We start from the raw sequence: 15,805 nt of genomic DNA on the forward strand, positions 1-15,805 counted from the left end.
TCATGTTCAAGCGAAACACCTTAGGCCTCGGTGGCGCCGCCCTGTGCGGCGCCCTGCTGGTCAGCGGCTGTGCCAACCAAATGTCACAACGCAGCGAGCACGAAGAGCGGGTCGAGCGCAAATTGCTCGACCACAGCCTGCAGATCGACGTGGGCGAACCCAAGGTGCTCGACCTGCCGCAGCGTCGGGTGCGAATCAATGAGCAGAAGACCTTCGAAGTCACTGAATTCGAGGTCACTCGCCATTACGATCGCTACACGCCGTACCAACCCTGGCGGGAAATTTACGAGGTCCCCCTGGGCGCGGTGGCGGTAGTAGCGGGTGTCGGCGCAAACGTGGTCAATGTGTTCGCCCTCGGCAATCTGCCGGACACCGTGACCCGTGACTGGATCAGCTACGGTTTCGCCGGGCTCAACCCGTTCATGAACGTCCCTTCCCATGGCCGTGCCCAGCAGAACCTGGCGGGCATCGACGAAGTCCAGCGCGACAAGCGTACGGAACACTCGAGTCTGCCTTGGAGCGAACGCCCGGTGGAGGTCAAGGCCGCCCGACAGACCTTCGAGCTGAGCACCGACCGTAACGGCGTGCTGCGCTTGAACCTGCTGGAAAGCCCGTTCGCCGAGCAGGACCTGAGCCAGTTCGGCAAATTGCAGATCAGCGTGACAGATGCCCAGGACGAAGTGCACACCGACTCATCCCTGAGCATCAGCAGCACCTTGCGCAGCAAGCTGCTGGAAGCCCACGCGTTGATCTACGACGACCTGGAAGATGACGAGGTGAGCCAATGGGTGCATCGAGTCAAGCGCCTGTCGGAGCTGGGACTTGAAGAAGAGGCCAGCGAACTGGAGCAGAGCCTGATCGAACTGACCCGCAATGATCCGGAGTTGCAGGCCGAATTCATGAAAGCACTGACCAAGGATGGCGGGCGGTTGGTGGCGGATCCTGGCGTTAACTGAAATCCGCCTGTGGCAAGGGGTTTTGTGAGGGCAAGACCTGTGGGAGCAAGGCTTGCCCGCGATGGCGGCCTCAAGGATGCCATCGCGAGCAAGCTTTGCTCCCCAGGATTCCCTTGCCACCAGGACCGCGCCAAGCAGGGGCTCATCGTCAGCCTCACCGCTCAAACAACTCCAACTGCTCAAACCCACCGCGCAAATCCTCCAGCCGCACCCCTATCCCCAATAACCGCACCGGCTTGCCGCCCCGGTTGAACGCCTGGGTCAACAGCAGCTGGTAGCTGCCCAGGTCCCGCCCTGCCCCGGCCTGTTCCAGTGTGGTTTGGGTGAAGTCGTGGAATTTCACTTTGACGAATGGTTTGCCCGGTCGATAACTGCTGTCGATCCGCGCCATGCGTCCGTTGAGGGTTTCCATCAATTCCGGCAGCTTGGCGAGGCAACTCACCAGGTCGGGCAGGTCGACATCGTAGGTGTTTTCCACACTGATGGACTGACGTCGGCTGTCGTTGTGCACCAGCCGCTCATCGATCCCACGAGCCAGGCTCCAGAGCCGCTCACCGAAACTGCCAAATTCGCGCACCAGCGCCAACTTGTCCCATTGGCGCAACTGCAGGCAATCGACGATGCCGAGCCGGTTCAGCTTATCGGCGGTGACCTTTCCAACACCGTGGAGCTTGCTGACCGGCAGGGCCGAAACAAAGTCATCGACCTGGTCGGGGGTGATGACGAACAACCCGTTGGGCTTTTTCCAGTCACTGGCGATCTTGGCCAGGAACTTGTTCGGCGCGACGCCTGCGGACACGGTGATGTGCAACTGGTTGGAAACCCGCCGGCGAATATCCTGGGCGATGCGCGTGGCGCTGCCACCGAAATGGGCACTGGCAGAGACGTCCAGGTAGGCCTCGTCCAGCGACAGCGGCTCGATCAGGTCAGTGTAATCGCTGAAAATCGTATGAATTTCCTTCGACGCTTCCCGATAGGCATCCATTCGTGGCTTGACGATGGTGAGGTCCGGGCAAAGCTTCAAGGCGTGGCCGGAAGACATGGCCGAGCGCACTCCGTAGGCCCGCGCTTCGTAGTTACAGGTGGCAATCACGCCCCGCCGATCCGCCGAGCCTCCCACCGCCAAGGCTTTGCCGGCCAGCCGCGGGTCATCGCGCATCTCGATGGCGGCATAGAAACAGTCACAGTCGACATGGATGATCTTACGTTGCGTCATAAATAAAGCAGCAGAGTGTGCGACGAATCGGGGCCACCAGTATCGCACCGGCACCTGTATATAGCACCAGTAGTTTAAAAGATCCTTCGTCGAGACCCGAAAGTGCCTACACAAATTTACTTCTTCAATCGCAATGAAGCCTCCAATAGAGCTTCAGCCCTTGCCAGGCTTGCGTCACAGCGCTGTCACAATGCCTTTCTCCAAGGCTAAGCACTTGAAGCGGAACAGTTTTTTATATAGCCAGGGTTGACAGCCGCGCGATTCTCTGTAGAATGCCACCACACAGACGCGGGATGGAGCAGTCTGGTAGCTCGTCGGGCTCATAACCCGAAGGTCGTCGGTTCAAATCCGGCTCCCGCAACCAAACATCAAGAAAGGCTACTCGAAAGAGTGGCCTTTTTTGTGCGTGCCCGTTTTTGACTGCCTGATCAGAGAGTCGCCGCCTACGCCATCCTACCCACAACCAGTTGTAGGACAATTTCCTTTAAATTCCGAGCGTTTAGGAAGACAAGGGGCGGATCGAGGGTTTATTTGAGCCCATTACCTTTTAACGGTTGACACTCGGGCGTTCGCCTGTAGAATGCCGCCACACAGACGCGGGATGGAGCAGTCTGGTAGCTCGTCGGGCTCATAACCCGAAGGTCGTCGGTTCAAATCCGGCTCCCGCAACCAAATATCAAGAAAGGCTGCTCGAAAGAGTGGCCTTTTTTGTGTCTGGCGAAAAAAGCCCTACATTACAAAGATTTTGTAATTATTTTCCTCCGCGGGGATTGGTAACTTGGCTGGATACCCCCATCCTGTCGCGCATAGCTCAAGAGGTGATTGATGCGCGCCCACTCGTCTGACCCGCAAGACCCTGTTACTGCGACACAACCGATCAAGGCCGAACGATTGCGCTGGCTGGATCGGATCAGTCAATACCGCCAGCCTATTGGTCTCGCGGTAACGTTGCTGCTGTTTGCGATTGCCTTGATTGCCTGTCGCCACTTGCTGAGCGAGCTCGATCTTTACGCCCTGCATGATTCAATTCTGGAAGTGCCACGACCGGCCCTGCTGGGCGCGATCGCCGCCACGGTAGCCGGCTTCATCATTCTTTTAGGCTACGAGTGGTCCGCCAGCCGTTATGCCGGGGTGACACTGCCGCCACAAACCATGGTCCTGGGTGGATTCACCGCGTTCGCCATCGGCAATGCCATTGGCCTGTCACTGCTGTCGGGCGGCTCGGTTCGCTACCGTCTGTATGCGCGTCATGGCCTGGGGGCCTCGGATGTCGCCCACATGACGCTGTTCGCCAGCCTGTCCCTGGGCTGCGCGTTGCCGCCGCTGGCGGCCCTGGCGACGCTCAGCAACCTGCCCGCCGCGTCCACCGCGCTGCACCTGCCTGCGGCTTTGCTGGGGACCATTTCCGTCGCGGTGCTGCTGCTCACCAGCGTGTTGGCCGTCGGCATCTATCGTCGACGCCTGCCGGAACAGCCTCATCGCGACAGCCTGCTGGTAAAAGCCGGGCGCCGCACGCTGCGCCTGCCGGGCCGACGCCTGACCTTCCTGCAGTTGGTAATCACCGCGCTGGATGTCGCCGCCGCCGCCACAGTGTTGTATCTGTTGCTGCCCGAAGCGCCGCCGTTCGGCGCCTTCCTGCTGGTGTACCTGCTGGCGCTGGCTGCCGGGGTGCTCAGCCACGTACCGGGCGGTGTCGGGGTGTTCGAAGCGATCCTGCTGGCCGCGTTCGCCGACAAACTCGGGGCCGCGCCACTGGCCGCCGCGCTGTTGCTGTATCGCTTGATCTACGTGCTGCTGCCGATGCTGGTGGCCTGCGTACTGTTGCTGATCAATGAGGCGCAACGGCTGTTCCAGACGCGCCAGACCCTGCGGGCGGCATCGGGTTTCGCGGCGCCAATCCTGGCGGTGCTGGTGTTCCTCTCAGGTGTCGTGCTGTTGTTTTCCGGGGTAACGCCGGAAATCGACACCCGCCTGGAGCACATCGGCTTCCTTATCCCTCATCGGCTGGTCGACGCTTCGCACTTCGGCGCCAGCCTGGTGGGCGTGTTGTGCCTGTTGCTCGCCCAAGGCCTGCGCCGTCGCCTGTCGGCCGCCTGGATGCTGACCACGGTCTTGCTCCTGGTCGGCGCCCTGCTCTCGCTGCTCAAGGGTTTTGACTGGGAAGAAGCCACGCTACTGACGCTGACGGCCACCCTGCTGGCGGTGTTCCGGCGCTCCTTCTATCGTCCGAGTCGCCTGACTGAACTGCCCTTTTCCCCGCTGTTCCTGATCGCCAGTATCTGCGTGCTCGGCGCGTCGATCTGGCTGCTGCTGTTTGCTTACCAGGATGTGCCCTACAGCCATCAACTCTGGTGGCAGTTCACTCTCGACGCCGACGCCCCTCGCGGCCTGCGCTCCCTGCTGGGCGCCGCGGTGCTGCTGGTGGTGGTGTCCCTGACCTGGTTGCTGCGCACCGCGCGACCGGTGATCCATTTGCCGACGGCAGAAGAACTGGAGCGGGCCAAGACGATTCTCATGACGTCTTCGCAACCCGACGGCGGCCTGGCCCTGACCGGCGACAAGGCGTTGCTGTTTCACCCCAATGACGAAGCGTTCCTGATGTACGCCCGCCGTGGTCGCAGCCTGGTGGCGTTGTACGACCCGATCGGTCCTACCCAGCAACGGGCTGAAATGATCTGGCAGTTCCGCGACCTGTGTGACATCCACCATGCCCGCCCCGTGTTCTATCAGGTACGTGCAGAGAACCTGCCGTACTACATGGACATCGGCCTGACAGCCATCAAGCTGGGCGAGGAAGCACGGGTCGACCTCAAGCGTTTCGATCTCGAAGCCAAGGGCAAGGAGATGAAGGACCTGCGCTACACCTGGAACCGCGGCACACGTGACGGCCTGTCGCTGGAGATCCATGAACCGGGCCAGGCGCCGATGGATGAGCTCAAGGTCATTTCCGATGCCTGGCTGACCGGCAAGAACGTGCGTGAGAAAGGTTTCTCCCTGGGCCGTTTCAGCGATGACTACCTCAAGCATTTCCGCATCGCGGTAATTCGTTTCGAGGGCCGGCCGGTGGCGTTCGCCAACCTGCTGGAAACCCACAGTCACGAACTGGCCAGCCTCGACCTGATGCGCGCCCACCCCGAAGCCCCGAAACTGACCATGGAATTCATGATGGTCGGCCTCATCCAGCATTACAAAAACCATGACTACGCCCGCTTCAGCCTCGGCATGGTCCCGCTGTCGGGCCTGCAACCGCGTCGCGGCGCACCGTTGACCCAACGCCTGGGTTCGATGGTGTTCCGCCGTGGCGAGCAGCTCTATAACTTCCAGGGGCTGCGCCGCTTCAAAGACAAATTCCAGCCTGACTGGGAACCTCGCTACATGGCCGTGCCCGCCGGACTCGATCCGCTGGTGGCGCTGGCTGATACCGCCGCCCTGATTGCAGGCGGCCTGACTGGATTGGTGAAACGCTGATGATGCAACGCTCCTGGCGATACGTAGTGGCCGCCCTGCTGGTGCTGGCGGTAATTCTCGGTGGCGGTTACTGGTACTTGAAACGCCCGGCCCCGCAACCAACCCTGGAACAGCTGGCGCCCACCGATGGCGTGGCGATGACGCGGGTCATCCCCGGCACCAAGCCGCGCGCCCAGGTGCTGGTGGCGGTCAATGAAGACCAGAAGCTCAGCGACACGCAGTTGACGACCCTCAGCCGCAGCGGCTCGGCGCAGATCGTCCAAGTGATCCTGCCCAAGGACTGCATGTTGCAAGGTCGCGCCCTGCAGACGGGCCTGCGGCAGCTCCAAGGGCCAGCCACGCTGGTCAGCGGCATCGGCCCTGGCGCCGTGCTGGCCTGGCGCTGGCTGGCCGAGCAGAAGGATGACAAGGCCAAGGCCGTGTCGGTGGACCTGGCCCTGGAAAAACCCGGCTGCACACACTTGCTGCCCAAAAGCGCAGCCCACGGCCACTGGCTGGTGGCCTGGAACGATAACCCCGACGACACCAGCGCCGGCTTCGTACGCGATCAGCGGAATGCCGAGACCAGCATCAGCGACTACGACATCAACCTGCCACAAGTACTGAACAACGAGCTGCGCAAGATCCTGGTCGGCACAGACAAGGCCAAGGGTGGCCTGAGCATCCCGGTGGTGGAAGTCCCAGCCAGCCAGACGCGGGATACCGTGACCCTGTTTCTCTCCGGAGACGGCGGCTGGCGTGACCTGGACCGCGACGTGGCCGATGAAATGGCCAAGATTGGCTACCCAGTGGTCGGCATCGACACCCTGCGCTACTACTGGCAACACAAGAGCCCGGAGCAAAGCGCGGCGGATCTGACCGAACTGATGCAGCACTACCGTCAGGTCTGGGGCACCAAGCGCTTCGTCCTGACCGGCTACTCCTTCGGTGCCGACGTGTTGCCAGCCATCTACAATCGCCTGCCAGCCACCGAACAACAGCGGGTCGATGCGATCATCCTGCTGGCTTTCGCCCGCACCGGCAGCTTCGAGATCGAAGTCGAAGGCTGGCTCGGTAACGCCGGCACGGAAGCCGCCACCGGCCCGGAAATGGCCAAGCTGCCAGCCGAGAAAGTGGTGTGCATCTACGGCGGTGAAGAAGCCGACGAAAGCGGCTGTACCGACAGGACCGCCGTGGGCGAGGCCATCAAGCTGCCTGGCGGCCACCACTTCGATGAAAACTACCCGGCCCTGGCCAAGCGCCTGATCGATGAGATCAACAAGCGGCAGAACAAGACAACCGAACAGTGATCTGACGCAGAACAGAGAAAAGCCCCCGCCGCCGCAAGGCAACGAGGGCTTTTTGTTTTCTGGTCGCTACATCTCCACCTGCGTCCCCAGTTCAATCACCCGGTTCAACGGAAGATTGAAGAAGCGCAGATTGCCGTTGGCGTTCTTCAACATGAAGGCGAACAACGCCTCGCGCCAGCGCGCCATACCTTCGAGTTTCGACGCGATGACCGTTTCGCGGCTGAGGAAGTAGGTGGTGCGCATCGGGCTGAAGTCCAGGTCATCCAGATGGCAGAGCTTGAGTGCCTGCGGGACGTCCGGCTCGTCGGTGAAGCCAAAATGCAGGATCACCCGGAAGAAGCCTTCGCCATAGGCATCGACCTCGAAGCGCCGCTGCGGCGGTACCCGGGGGATGTCTTCGTACACCACCGTCAGCAGCACCACTTGCTCATGCAGCACCTGGTTGTGCAGCAGGTTGTGCAACAGCGCATGGGGCACGGCGTCCGAACGTGCGGTCAGGAACACGGCGGTGCCCTGTACGCGATGGGGCGGTTGCACGCGAATACTGCTGATGAAGATCGGCAGCGGCAGCGCGCCTTCGTCCAGGCGCTCCACCAGCAATTGCTTGCCGCGCTTCCAGGTGGTCATCAACACAAACAAGGCGATACCGGCGATCACCGGGAAAGCGCCGCCCTGAACGATTTTCGGCACGTTAGCGGCAAAGTACAGGCCATCGACCAGCAGGAAACCGATCAATACCGGCACCGCCAGCAGCGGCGGCCATTTCCACAACAACAGCATGACCGCCGAGACCAGGATCGTGGTCATCAGCATGGTACCGGTCACGGCCACGCCATAGGCCGAAGCCAATGCGCCGGAAGATTCGAAACCCAGCACCAGCAGCACCACGCCAACCATCAGTGACCAGTTCACCGCACCGATGTAGATCTGGCCCTGCTCGGCGCTGGAGGTGTGCTGGATATACATGCGCGGGATGTAGCCGAGCTGGATCGCCTGGCGCGTCAGGGAGAATGCGCCGGAAATCACCGCTTGCGAAGCGATCACCGTGGCCAGGGTCGACAGACCCACCAGCGGAATCAGCGCCCAGCTCGGTGCCAACAGATAGAACGGGTTGCGCGCCGCTTCCGGGTCACCCAGCAACAACGCGCCCTGACCGAAATAATTGAGTACCAGCGCCGGCAGCACCAGGATGAACCAGGCCCGTGCAATGGGTTTGCGCCCGAAGTGGCCCATGTCGGCGTACAGCGCTTCGGCACCGGTCAGCGCCAGCACCACGGCGCCGAGGATCGCCACGCCCATGCCCGAATGGACGACGAAGAAACGCACGGCCCAGACTGGGTTCAACGCCTGCAACACTTCCGGGTGTTGGCTGATGCCGTAGACACCGAGCGCGCCGAGCACCAGGAACCAGGTGACCATGATCGGGCCGAACAGGATGCCGATCCGTGCGGTACCGTGGCGCTGGATGATAAAGAGCCCTACCAGCACGACCAAGGACAGTGGCACGACCCAATGATCGATGCCCTCGAACGCCAGGCCAACGCCTTCGATCGCCGAGAGCACGGAAATCGCCGGGGTGATCATGCTGTCGCCATAGAACAACGCCGCCCCGATCAAGCCGCAGACCACCAGCAATTTGCGCAACCGCGCCCGCCCCGCCGCTGCCCGCCGCGCCAGGGCGGTGAGCGCCATGATCCCGCCCTCACCCTGGTTGTCGGCGCGCAGGACGAACATCATGTACTTGATCGACACGACCCAGATCAGCGACCAGAAAATCAGCGAGAGGATCCCCAGCACCCCATCGTGGTTGACAGGTACGCCGTAGGCACCGGAAAACACTTCCTTGAGGGTGTACAGCGGGCTCGTGCCGATGTCGCCATAAACCACTCCGACCGCCGCGACCAGCATGCTCAGCGGTTTCGCTGCCGAATGCTCGGCACCCACCGCCTGACTACTTGCATGACCCATCCAACACTCCTGATTCCAGACCTGGCTTCTTGAACGAAGCACTATGCTTTGTTGAGGCAGCATGCGCTGTTTTACGTATTGTTACAGACGTTTTGTTGACTGTAGCAATCGTCAGAACGCAAAGGCGCGAAGCATAGCGCAGCACTCGTCGCATTTCCCGGTATAAAGCTGGTCAAGCAGCCCGGCCACAGATAGAATTGCGCACTTTTTGATCAGAGGCGCGCCAGGCGCCCTGTCTCGGCAAGAGACGATCCCCCTACACCGAGGTTAGACATGTCCACCACTACCGCGCCAGCCAATCCGAAGGTTGGCTTCGTATCCCTGGGTTGCCCGAAGGCTCTGGTCGACTCCGAGCGCATCCTGACCCAGTTGCGCATGGAAGGCTATGACGTTGTGTCCACCTATCAGGACGCCGACGTGGTCGTGGTCAACACCTGCGGCTTCATCGACTCGGCCAAGGCCGAATCCCTGGAGGTGATCGGCGAAGCCATCAAGGAAAACGGCAAGGTCATCGTCACCGGCTGCATGGGTGTGGAAGAAGGCAACATCCGCAACGTGCACCCGAGCGTGTTGTCCGTGACCGGTCCGCAGCAGTACGAGCAGGTGGTCAACGCCGTGCACGACGTGGTGCCGCCACGCCAGGACCATAACCCGCTGATCGACCTGGTGCCGCCACAAGGCATCAAGCTGACCCCGCGCCACTATGCCTACCTGAAGATTTCCGAAGGCTGCAACCACAGCTGCAGCTTCTGCATCATCCCGTCGATGCGCGGCAAGCTGGTGAGCCGCCCGGTGGGCGATGTGCTCGACGAGGCCCAGCGCCTGGTCAAGGCCGGCGTCAAGGAACTGCTGGTAATCTCCCAGGACACCAGCGCCTACGGCGTCGACGTGAAATACCGCACCGGTTTCTGGAACGGCGCGCCGGTGAAAACCCGCATGACCGAACTGTGCGAAGCCCTCAGCACCCTCGGCGTCTGGGTTCGCCTGCATTACGTCTACCCATACCCGCACGTCGACGAACTGATCCCTCTGATGGCCGCCGGCAAGATCCTGCCGTACCTGGACATCCCGTTCCAGCACGCCAGCCCGAAAGTCCTCAAGGCCATGAAGCGCCCGGCGTTCGAAGACAAGACCCTGGCCCGCATCAAGAACTGGCGCGAGATCTGCCCGGACCTGATTATCCGTTCGACCTTCATCGTCGGCTTCCCCGGTGAAACCGAGGAAGACTTCCAGTACCTGCTGGACTGGCTGACCGAAGCCCAGCTCGACCGCGTCGGCTGCTTCCAGTACTCCCCTGTCGAAGGCGCACCGGCCAACGACCTTGACCTGGACGTGGTGCCGGACGACGTCAAGCAGGACCGTTGGGAGCGTTTCATGGCGCACCAGCAGGCCATCAGCTCGGCGCGCCTGCAAATGCGCATCGGCCGTGAAATCGAAGTGCTGGTGGATGAAGTGGACGAGCAAGGCGCGGTGGGCCGCTGCTTCTTCGACGCTCCGGAAATCGACGGCAACGTCTTCATCGACAATGGCAGCAACCTCAAGCCGGGCGACAAAGTCTGGTGCAAGGTGACCGACGCCGATGAGTACGATTTGTGGGCTGAGCAGATCGGTTGATCCGCGGCTTCACAGACTCAATGTGACACCTGTGGGAGCCGAGCTTGCTCGCGATAGCGGTGCATCAGCCAACATCAACATTGGCTGACACGACGCCATCGCGAGCAAGCTCGGCTCCCACAGGTGTTTTCACAAGCCGAAAAATTGAAAAGCCCCGTCATCATCACAAGATGCGGGGCTTTTTTGCAGCTATCGTATGGAGATATCCAGCACAAGGAACAGGCGGGCATGCGTCAGCATTCGGTCATCCACACACCGAAACCGAGCGATTACCAGGAACTGACCCAGGTGTGGGAGGCATCGGTACGAGCCACTCACGACTTCCTGCCGGACAGCTACATCGAGCTGCTGAAAAACCTGGTGCTCACCCGTTACCTGGATGCGGTGATGCTCATCTGCACCCGGGACGCGCGCCAGCGGATCACCGGTTTCGCCGGCGTCGCGGCCGGCAAGATCGAGATGCTCTTCATCGACCCGCAGCACCGTGGCCAGGGCCTGGGCAAGCAACTGCTGCGCTACGCCATGGAACACCTGAACGCCGATCAACTGGACGTCAACGAGCAGAACCCGCAAGCCCTGGGCTTTTACCTCAAGCAAGGCTTCGAAGTGGTCGGGCGTTCGGCAAAAGATGGCATGAACCAACCCTACCCGCTGCTGCACATGCGCTACAAGCAGCCCGACCTGAAGGCTGGGCGCGGCTAAAAGCGGCATGAGGCAAATGGACCCGCGATTAACCGGCGCCAGGCAGGTACAATGCCCACCCTCTTTTTGTTACGGCCCCCGTCATGACTGACCCGATTCGTCTCTCCAAACGCCTCATCGAACTCGTCGGCTGTTCCCGTCGGGAGGCTGAGCTGTTCATCGAGGGCGGCTGGGTCACCGTGGATGGCGAAGTGATCGATGAGCCGCAGTTCAAGGTCACCACCCAGAAGGTCGAACTCGACCCCGAGGCCAAGGCCACCGCGCCGGAACCGGTGACCCTCCTGCTCAACGTCCCGGCCGGCACGGATGTGGACACTGCCATGGCCTCCCTCGGACCGCAGACCCTGAGCGAAGAACATCGCTTCGGCAAACGGCCGCTCAAGGGCCACTTCCTGCGCCTGACCGCCAGCGCCGACCTGCAGGCCAACGCCAGCGGGCTGCTGGTGTTCACCCAGGACTGGAAAATCTTGCGCAAGCTCACCGCCGACGCCGCCAAGATCGAGCAGGAATACGTGGTTGAAGTCGAAGGCGAGATGGTCGCCCATGGCCTCAATCGCCTGAACCATGGCTTGACCTACAAGGGCAAGGAGCTGCCGGCGGTCAAGGCCAGCTGGCAGAACGAGAACCGCCTGCGCTTTGCCATGAAAAACCCACAGCCCGGCGTGATCGCTCTGTTTTGCCAGGCGGTCGGGCTCAAGGTCGTCGTCATTCGCCGAATTCGCATCGGCGGCGTGTCCATCGGCAAGGTGCCGCTGGGCCAGTGGCGCTACCTCTCTGCCAAAGAGAAATTCTAATTTTCCGGCGCCGCACCGAACCGGGGCGCCCACTGCCGATTGATCAGGACTGCACACATGATTCACAACGACGTACTGCGCAGCGTGCGCTACATGCTCGACATCAGCGACAAGAAAGTCATCGAGATCATCAAGCTGGGCGGCCTGGAAGTCTCCCTGGCGGACCTGACGGGCTACCTCAAGAAAGACGAGGAAGAAGGCTTCGTGTTCTGCCCTGACGAGGTCATGGCGCATTTTCTCGATGGCCTGGTGATCTTCAAGCGTGGCAAGGACGAAAGCCGTCCGCCGCAGCCGATCGAAGTGCCGGTGACCAACAACATCATCCTCAAGAAACTGCGAGTGGCCTTCGAGCTGAAGGAAGACGACATGCACGCCATCCTCAAGGCCGCCGAGTTCCCGGTGTCCAAGCCGGAACTGAGCGCGCTGTTCCGCAAGTTCGGCCACACCAACTACCGCCCGTGTGGCGACCAGTTGCTGCGCAATTTCCTCAAGGGCCTGACGCTGCGCGTGCGCGGCTGACCTTGAAGGGCTGCTGAACCTGATCGTTCCCACGCTCTGCGTGGGGAACGCAGCCCGGGAACGCTCCGCGTCCCCAAAAGCGTAACGCGGAGCGTCACTAGAGGCGTTCCCACGCAGAGCGTGGGAACGATCGATCTACTATCTTCCCGACTACCGCATCGATCCCAACCCATGACTTACAGCGTCTCTCCCATCGGCTTCGTCCGCTCCTGCTTCAAGGAGAAGTTCGCCATCCCCCGCCAACCGCAGTTGGCGCCGGCCGCACGTGGTGTGCTGGAGCTGGTGGCGCCGTTTGATCAGGGCGAGGCAGTGCAGGGGTTGGAGCAGGTCAGCCATGTCTGGCTGCTGTTCCTGTTCCACCAGGCGCTGGAAGACAAGCCGCGGTTGAAAGTGCGCCCGCCGCGCCTGGGCGGCAACAAGTCCATGGGCGTGTTCGCCACCCGCGCCACCCACCGCCCCAACGGCATCGGCCAGTCGGTAGTTAAGCTGGAGCGGATCGAAGCCGGGCGGCTGTGGATCTCGGGTATCGACTTGCTGGACGGCACACCGGTGCTGGACATCAAGCCCTACGTGCCCTACGCCGACATCATCGGCTCGGCTTCCAACAGCATCGCCAGCGCAGCGCCTGAATTGATTCCGGTGCAATGGGCGGACACTGCCCTGCTTCAAGCCCGCGAGCACGCCACGCGCCTGGGAGAGCCCCTGGTGGAGCTGATTGAACAATGCCTGGCCCAGGACCCGCGCCCGGCGTACCAGGTTCCTACCGCCGAACGGGAATATGGCGCGCAGTTCTGGGACCTGGACGTTCGTTGGCATTACCCGCAGGCGGGGTTGATTCGGGTGTTGGAAGTGATTCCGGCGAAACCGTAGACACCAGAAACGAAAAAGCCCGCGCGGCCTTTATCAGGCGGCGCGGGCTTTTTTTAGTCTGTCATTTGGACCGAGTCGCTACCATCGCGAGCAGGCTCGCTCCCACATTTGATCTGCAGTGACTACAAGAGTGTGTGGTCACACATGCTCCATTGTGGGAGCGAGCCTGCTCGCGATAGCTTTCGGTCAGCCACCGCATAAACCGAGGCTTACTTCTCTACAAACGCCCGCTCGATCAGGTAATCACCCGGCTCGCGCATACGTGGCGAAACGGTCAGGCCGAAGCTGTTGAGCACCTCGCTGGTCTCGTCGAGCATGCTCGGGCTGCCGCACAACATGGCGCGGTCGTCCTGCGGGTTGATCGGTGGCAGGCCGATGTCGCGGAACAGCTTGCCGCTGCGCATCAGGTCGGTCAGGCGGCCTTCGTTCTCGAACGGCTCGCGCGTCACGGTGGGGTAGTAGATCAGCTTTTCACGCAGCGCTTCGCCGAAGAACTCGTTCTGCGGCAAGTGTTCGGTGATGAACTCGCGGTAAGCGACTTCATTGACGTAACGCACGCCGTGGCACAGGATCACTTTTTCGAAACGCTCATAGGTTTCCGGATCCTGGATGACGCTCATGAACGGCGCCAGGCCAGTACCGGTGCTGAGCAGGTACAAATGCTTGCCAGGCTTGAGATCGTCCAGCACGAGGGTGCCGGTGGGTTTCTTGCTGATGATGATCTCGTCGCCTTCCTTCAGGTGTTGCAGCTGGGAAGTCAGCGGACCATCAGGCACCTTGATGCTGAAGAATTCGAGATGCTCTTCCCAGTTCGGGCTGGCAATCGAGTAAGCGCGCATAAGCGGGCGGCCATTGGGCTGTTGCAGGCCGATCATCACGAACTGACCGTTCTCGAAGCGCAGGCCCGGATCGCGGGTGCACTTGAAGCTGAACAGAGTGTCGTTCCAGTGATGAACACTGAGGACACGCTCGTGGTTCATGTTGCTCATGTACGGGGACTCCTGGGAATAATGCCTGCGCCGATAATCTGCGCAATTGCATCGCATTCTAATGGCGGCGACAATATCTGTTAAATGGATTATTAAGATAAGGGTTATCGGTTATATCGATATGCGATTTACTCTCCGTCAACTTCAAGTCTTTGTCGCCGTCGCCCAGCAGGAAAGCGTGTCTCGCGCTGCGGGCCAACTCAATCTGTCGCAGTCGGCGGCCAGCACCTCCATCACCGAACTGGAGCGGCAATCGAGCTGCCAATTGTTCGACCGTGCCGGCAAGCGCCTGAGCCTCAACGCCCTGGGCAAACAACTGCTGCCCCAGGCAGTGGCGCTGCTGGACCAGGCCAAGGAAATCGAAGACCTGCTCAATGGCAAGTCCGGTTTCGGCTCACTGGCGGTCGGTGCCACCCTGACCATCGGCAATTACCTGGCGACCTTGTTGATTGGCGGTTTCATGCAGCGCCATCCAGAAAGCCAGGTGAAGCTGCACGTGCAGAACACTGCCAATATCGTGCACCAGGTTGCCCACTATGAAATTGATCTGGGTCTAATCGAAGGTGACTGCAGCCATCCGGACATCGAGGTACAGAGCTGGGTCGAGGACGAACTGGTGGTGTTCTGCGCCCCTCAACACCCGCTGGCCAAGCGCGGCCAGGCGACCATGGAGGAGCTGACCCATGAGGCGTGGATCCTGCGGGAACAGGGTTCCGGCACGCGCCTGACCTTCGACCAGGCCATGCGCCACCACCGCAGCGCGCTGAATATCCGCCTGGAGCTGGAACACACCGAAGCGATCAAGCGCGCCGTGGAATCCGGCTTGGGCATTGGCTGCATCTCACGCCTGGCCCTGCGCGACGCTTTCCGCCGCGGCAGCCTCGTCGCAGTGGAAACACCGGACATGGACCTGGCGCGGCAGTTTTATTTCATCTGGCATAAACAGAAGTATCAGACCTCGGCCATGCGCGAATTCCTCGAGCTGTGCCGGGCTTTCACCGCCGGGGCCCAGCGCAGCGACGAAATCGTGCTGCCGACCATTGCCTGAGCCGTTACAACAGCACCACGCCCCACACCAACGCGATCATCGTCAGGGCGACGAACTGGGCGGCGCTGCCCATGTCCTTGGCGTTTTTTGACAATGGGTGCAGCTCCAGGGAGATGCGGTCGATAGCCGCCTCCACCGCCGAGTTGAGCAATTCCACGATCAATGCCAACAGGCACACGGCAATCAGCAGTGCCTGCTCGACGCGACTGACGTTCAGGAAGAATGACAACGGAATCAGCACGACGTTGAGCAGCACCAACTGACGGAAAGCCGCTTCGCCGACAAAAGCTGCACGCAGCCCGTCCAAGGAATAGCCGGAGGCGTTGAGGATGCGTTTCAGGCCGGTCTGGCCTTTAAAAGGTGACATAGAGT

13 protein-coding genes and 2 tRNA genes are annotated in these 15,805 nt (G+C 61.2%); 11 read left to right on the forward strand and 4 right to left on the reverse strand.

From position 1 onward, the window contains the following. Window positions 1-2 precede the first annotated feature (2 nt). Window positions 3-956: a hypothetical protein gene (locus AB4O22_RS20530; protein WP_223470196.1), complete on the forward strand. Its 954-nt coding sequence runs from the start codon at window positions 3-5 to the stop codon at window positions 954-956. 154 nt (window positions 957-1,110) lie between these two features. Here AB4O22_RS20530 and dinB read toward each other — a convergent pair whose 3' ends face one another. After that, window positions 1,111-2,172 carry a DNA polymerase IV gene (gene dinB / locus AB4O22_RS20535; RefSeq protein WP_460097039.1) on the reverse strand — a complete coding sequence of 354 codons (1,062 nt, stop codon included), beginning with the start codon at window positions 2,170-2,172 and terminating at the stop codon, window positions 1,111-1,113. Between the two features lie 287 nt (window positions 2,173-2,459). Between dinB and AB4O22_RS20540 the strand changes: the two genes are divergently transcribed. The 4 genes from AB4O22_RS20540 to AB4O22_RS20555 all read left to right on the forward strand — a co-directional run bounded on the left by AB4O22_RS20540 (window position 2,460) and on the right by AB4O22_RS20555 (window position 6,929). Next, window positions 2,460-2,536: transfer RNA gene (locus tag AB4O22_RS20540), tRNA-Met, on the forward strand. A gap of 231 nt (window positions 2,537-2,767) precedes the next feature. Then, window positions 2,768-2,844 (forward strand) — tRNA-Met (locus tag AB4O22_RS20545). A gap of 153 nt (window positions 2,845-2,997) precedes the next feature. Beyond that, window positions 2,998-5,640, forward strand: a complete 2,643-nt coding sequence (gene mprF, locus AB4O22_RS20550) for a bifunctional lysylphosphatidylglycerol flippase/synthetase MprF (protein WP_003198384.1) — start codon at window positions 2,998-3,000, stop codon at window positions 5,638-5,640. Next, window positions 5,640-6,929 carry a virulence factor family protein gene (locus tag AB4O22_RS20555; RefSeq protein ID WP_460097040.1) on the forward strand — a complete coding sequence of 430 codons (1,290 nt, stop codon included), beginning with the start codon at window positions 5,640-5,642 and terminating at the stop codon, window positions 6,927-6,929. Before mprF ends, AB4O22_RS20555 begins: the two co-directional genes overlap by 1 nt. 66 nt (window positions 6,930-6,995) lie before the next feature. Here AB4O22_RS20555 and AB4O22_RS20560 read toward each other — a convergent pair whose 3' ends face one another. Beyond that, window positions 6,996-8,837 (reverse strand): potassium transporter Kup, encoded by a 1,842-nt coding sequence (locus tag AB4O22_RS20560; protein WP_373557702.1) that lies wholly within the window; start codon window positions 8,835-8,837, stop codon window positions 6,996-6,998. A gap of 333 nt (window positions 8,838-9,170) precedes the next feature. Between AB4O22_RS20560 and rimO the strand changes: the two genes are divergently transcribed. The 5 genes from rimO (at window position 9,171) to tsaA (ending at window position 13,396) form a co-directional block, all read left to right on the forward strand. Next, a complete protein-coding gene (rimO, locus tag AB4O22_RS20565; RefSeq protein WP_003198379.1) occupies window positions 9,171-10,511 on the forward strand; it encodes a 30S ribosomal protein S12 methylthiotransferase RimO in 1,341 nt (446 codons plus the stop codon). Between the two features lie 228 nt (window positions 10,512-10,739). Next, window positions 10,740-11,213: a GNAT family N-acetyltransferase gene (locus AB4O22_RS20570; protein WP_003198377.1), complete on the forward strand. Its 474-nt coding sequence runs from the start codon at window positions 10,740-10,742 to the stop codon at window positions 11,211-11,213. A gap of 83 nt (window positions 11,214-11,296) precedes the next feature. After that, window positions 11,297-12,007: an rRNA pseudouridine synthase gene (locus AB4O22_RS20575; protein WP_460097042.1), complete on the forward strand. Its 711-nt coding sequence runs from the start codon at window positions 11,297-11,299 to the stop codon at window positions 12,005-12,007. A gap of 57 nt (window positions 12,008-12,064) precedes the next feature. Next, entirely contained in the window at window positions 12,065-12,526 is a 462-nt protein-coding gene (locus AB4O22_RS20580; protein WP_003198373.1) for a YehS family protein, read from the forward strand. Window positions 12,527-12,697: 171 nt separating this feature from the next. Beyond that, window positions 12,698-13,396 (forward strand): tRNA (N6-threonylcarbamoyladenosine(37)-N6)-methyltransferase TrmO, encoded by a 699-nt coding sequence (gene tsaA, locus AB4O22_RS20585; RefSeq protein ID WP_460097043.1) that lies wholly within the window; start codon window positions 12,698-12,700, stop codon window positions 13,394-13,396. Between the two features lie 209 nt (window positions 13,397-13,605). Here the strand turns inward: tsaA and fpr are convergent, their stop codons facing one another. Further along, on the reverse strand, window positions 13,606-14,385 hold the full coding sequence (gene fpr, locus AB4O22_RS20590; protein ID WP_003198368.1) for a ferredoxin-NADP reductase: 780 nt from the start codon (window positions 14,383-14,385) through the stop codon (window positions 13,606-13,608). Between the two features lie 121 nt (window positions 14,386-14,506). Here fpr and AB4O22_RS20595 point away from each other — a divergent pair, with 121 nt between their 5' ends. Continuing rightward, the gene (locus AB4O22_RS20595) at window positions 14,507-15,433 is read left to right on the forward strand and encodes a LysR family transcriptional regulator (protein ID WP_063322709.1); all 927 of its coding nucleotides are present in this window, start codon (window positions 14,507-14,509) and stop codon (window positions 15,431-15,433) included. Between the two features lie 4 nt (window positions 15,434-15,437). Here AB4O22_RS20595 and AB4O22_RS20600 read toward each other — a convergent pair whose 3' ends face one another. After that, entirely contained in the window at window positions 15,438-15,800 is a 363-nt protein-coding gene (locus AB4O22_RS20600) for a diacylglycerol kinase (RefSeq protein WP_003184792.1), read from the reverse strand. Between the last annotated feature and the right edge of the window lie 5 nt (window positions 15,801-15,805).

The organism is Pseudomonas sp. S3_B11 (assembly GCF_054667715.1).

Excerpts from the sequence above, each read along its gene's own strand:
- AB4O22_RS20570 (WP_003198377.1), top strand. The coding sequence starts at position 10,740 with ATGCGTCAGCATTCGGTCATCCACACACCGAAACCGAGCGATTACCAG.
- AB4O22_RS20575 (WP_460097042.1), top strand. The coding sequence starts at position 11,297 with ATGACTGACCCGATTCGTCTCTCCAAACGCCTCATCGAACTCGTCGGC.
- fpr (WP_003198368.1), bottom strand. The coding sequence starts at position 14,385 with ATGAGCAACATGAACCACGAGCGTGTCCTCAGTGTTCATCACTGGAAC.
- AB4O22_RS20580 (WP_003198373.1), top strand. The coding sequence starts at position 12,065 with ATGATTCACAACGACGTACTGCGCAGCGTGCGCTACATGCTCGACATC.
- AB4O22_RS20595 (WP_063322709.1), top strand. The coding sequence starts at position 14,507 with ATGCGATTTACTCTCCGTCAACTTCAAGTCTTTGTCGCCGTCGCCCAG.
- tsaA (WP_460097043.1), top strand. The coding sequence starts at position 12,698 with ATGACTTACAGCGTCTCTCCCATCGGCTTCGTCCGCTCCTGCTTCAAG.
- mprF (WP_003198384.1), top strand. The coding sequence starts at position 2,998 with ATGCGCGCCCACTCGTCTGACCCGCAAGACCCTGTTACTGCGACACAA.
- AB4O22_RS20600 (WP_003184792.1), bottom strand. The coding sequence starts at position 15,800 with ATGTCACCTTTTAAAGGCCAGACCGGCCTGAAACGCATCCTCAACGCC.
- AB4O22_RS20555 (WP_460097040.1), top strand. The coding sequence starts at position 5,640 with ATGATGCAACGCTCCTGGCGATACGTAGTGGCCGCCCTGCTGGTGCTG.
- AB4O22_RS20560 (WP_373557702.1), bottom strand. The coding sequence starts at position 8,837 with ATGCTGGTCGCGGCGGTCGGAGTGGTTTATGGCGACATCGGCACGAGC.
- AB4O22_RS20530 (WP_223470196.1), top strand. The coding sequence starts at position 3 with ATGTTCAAGCGAAACACCTTAGGCCTCGGTGGCGCCGCCCTGTGCGGC.
- dinB (WP_460097039.1), bottom strand. The coding sequence starts at position 2,172 with ATGACGCAACGTAAGATCATCCATGTCGACTGTGACTGTTTCTATGCC.
- rimO (WP_003198379.1), top strand. The coding sequence starts at position 9,171 with ATGTCCACCACTACCGCGCCAGCCAATCCGAAGGTTGGCTTCGTATCC.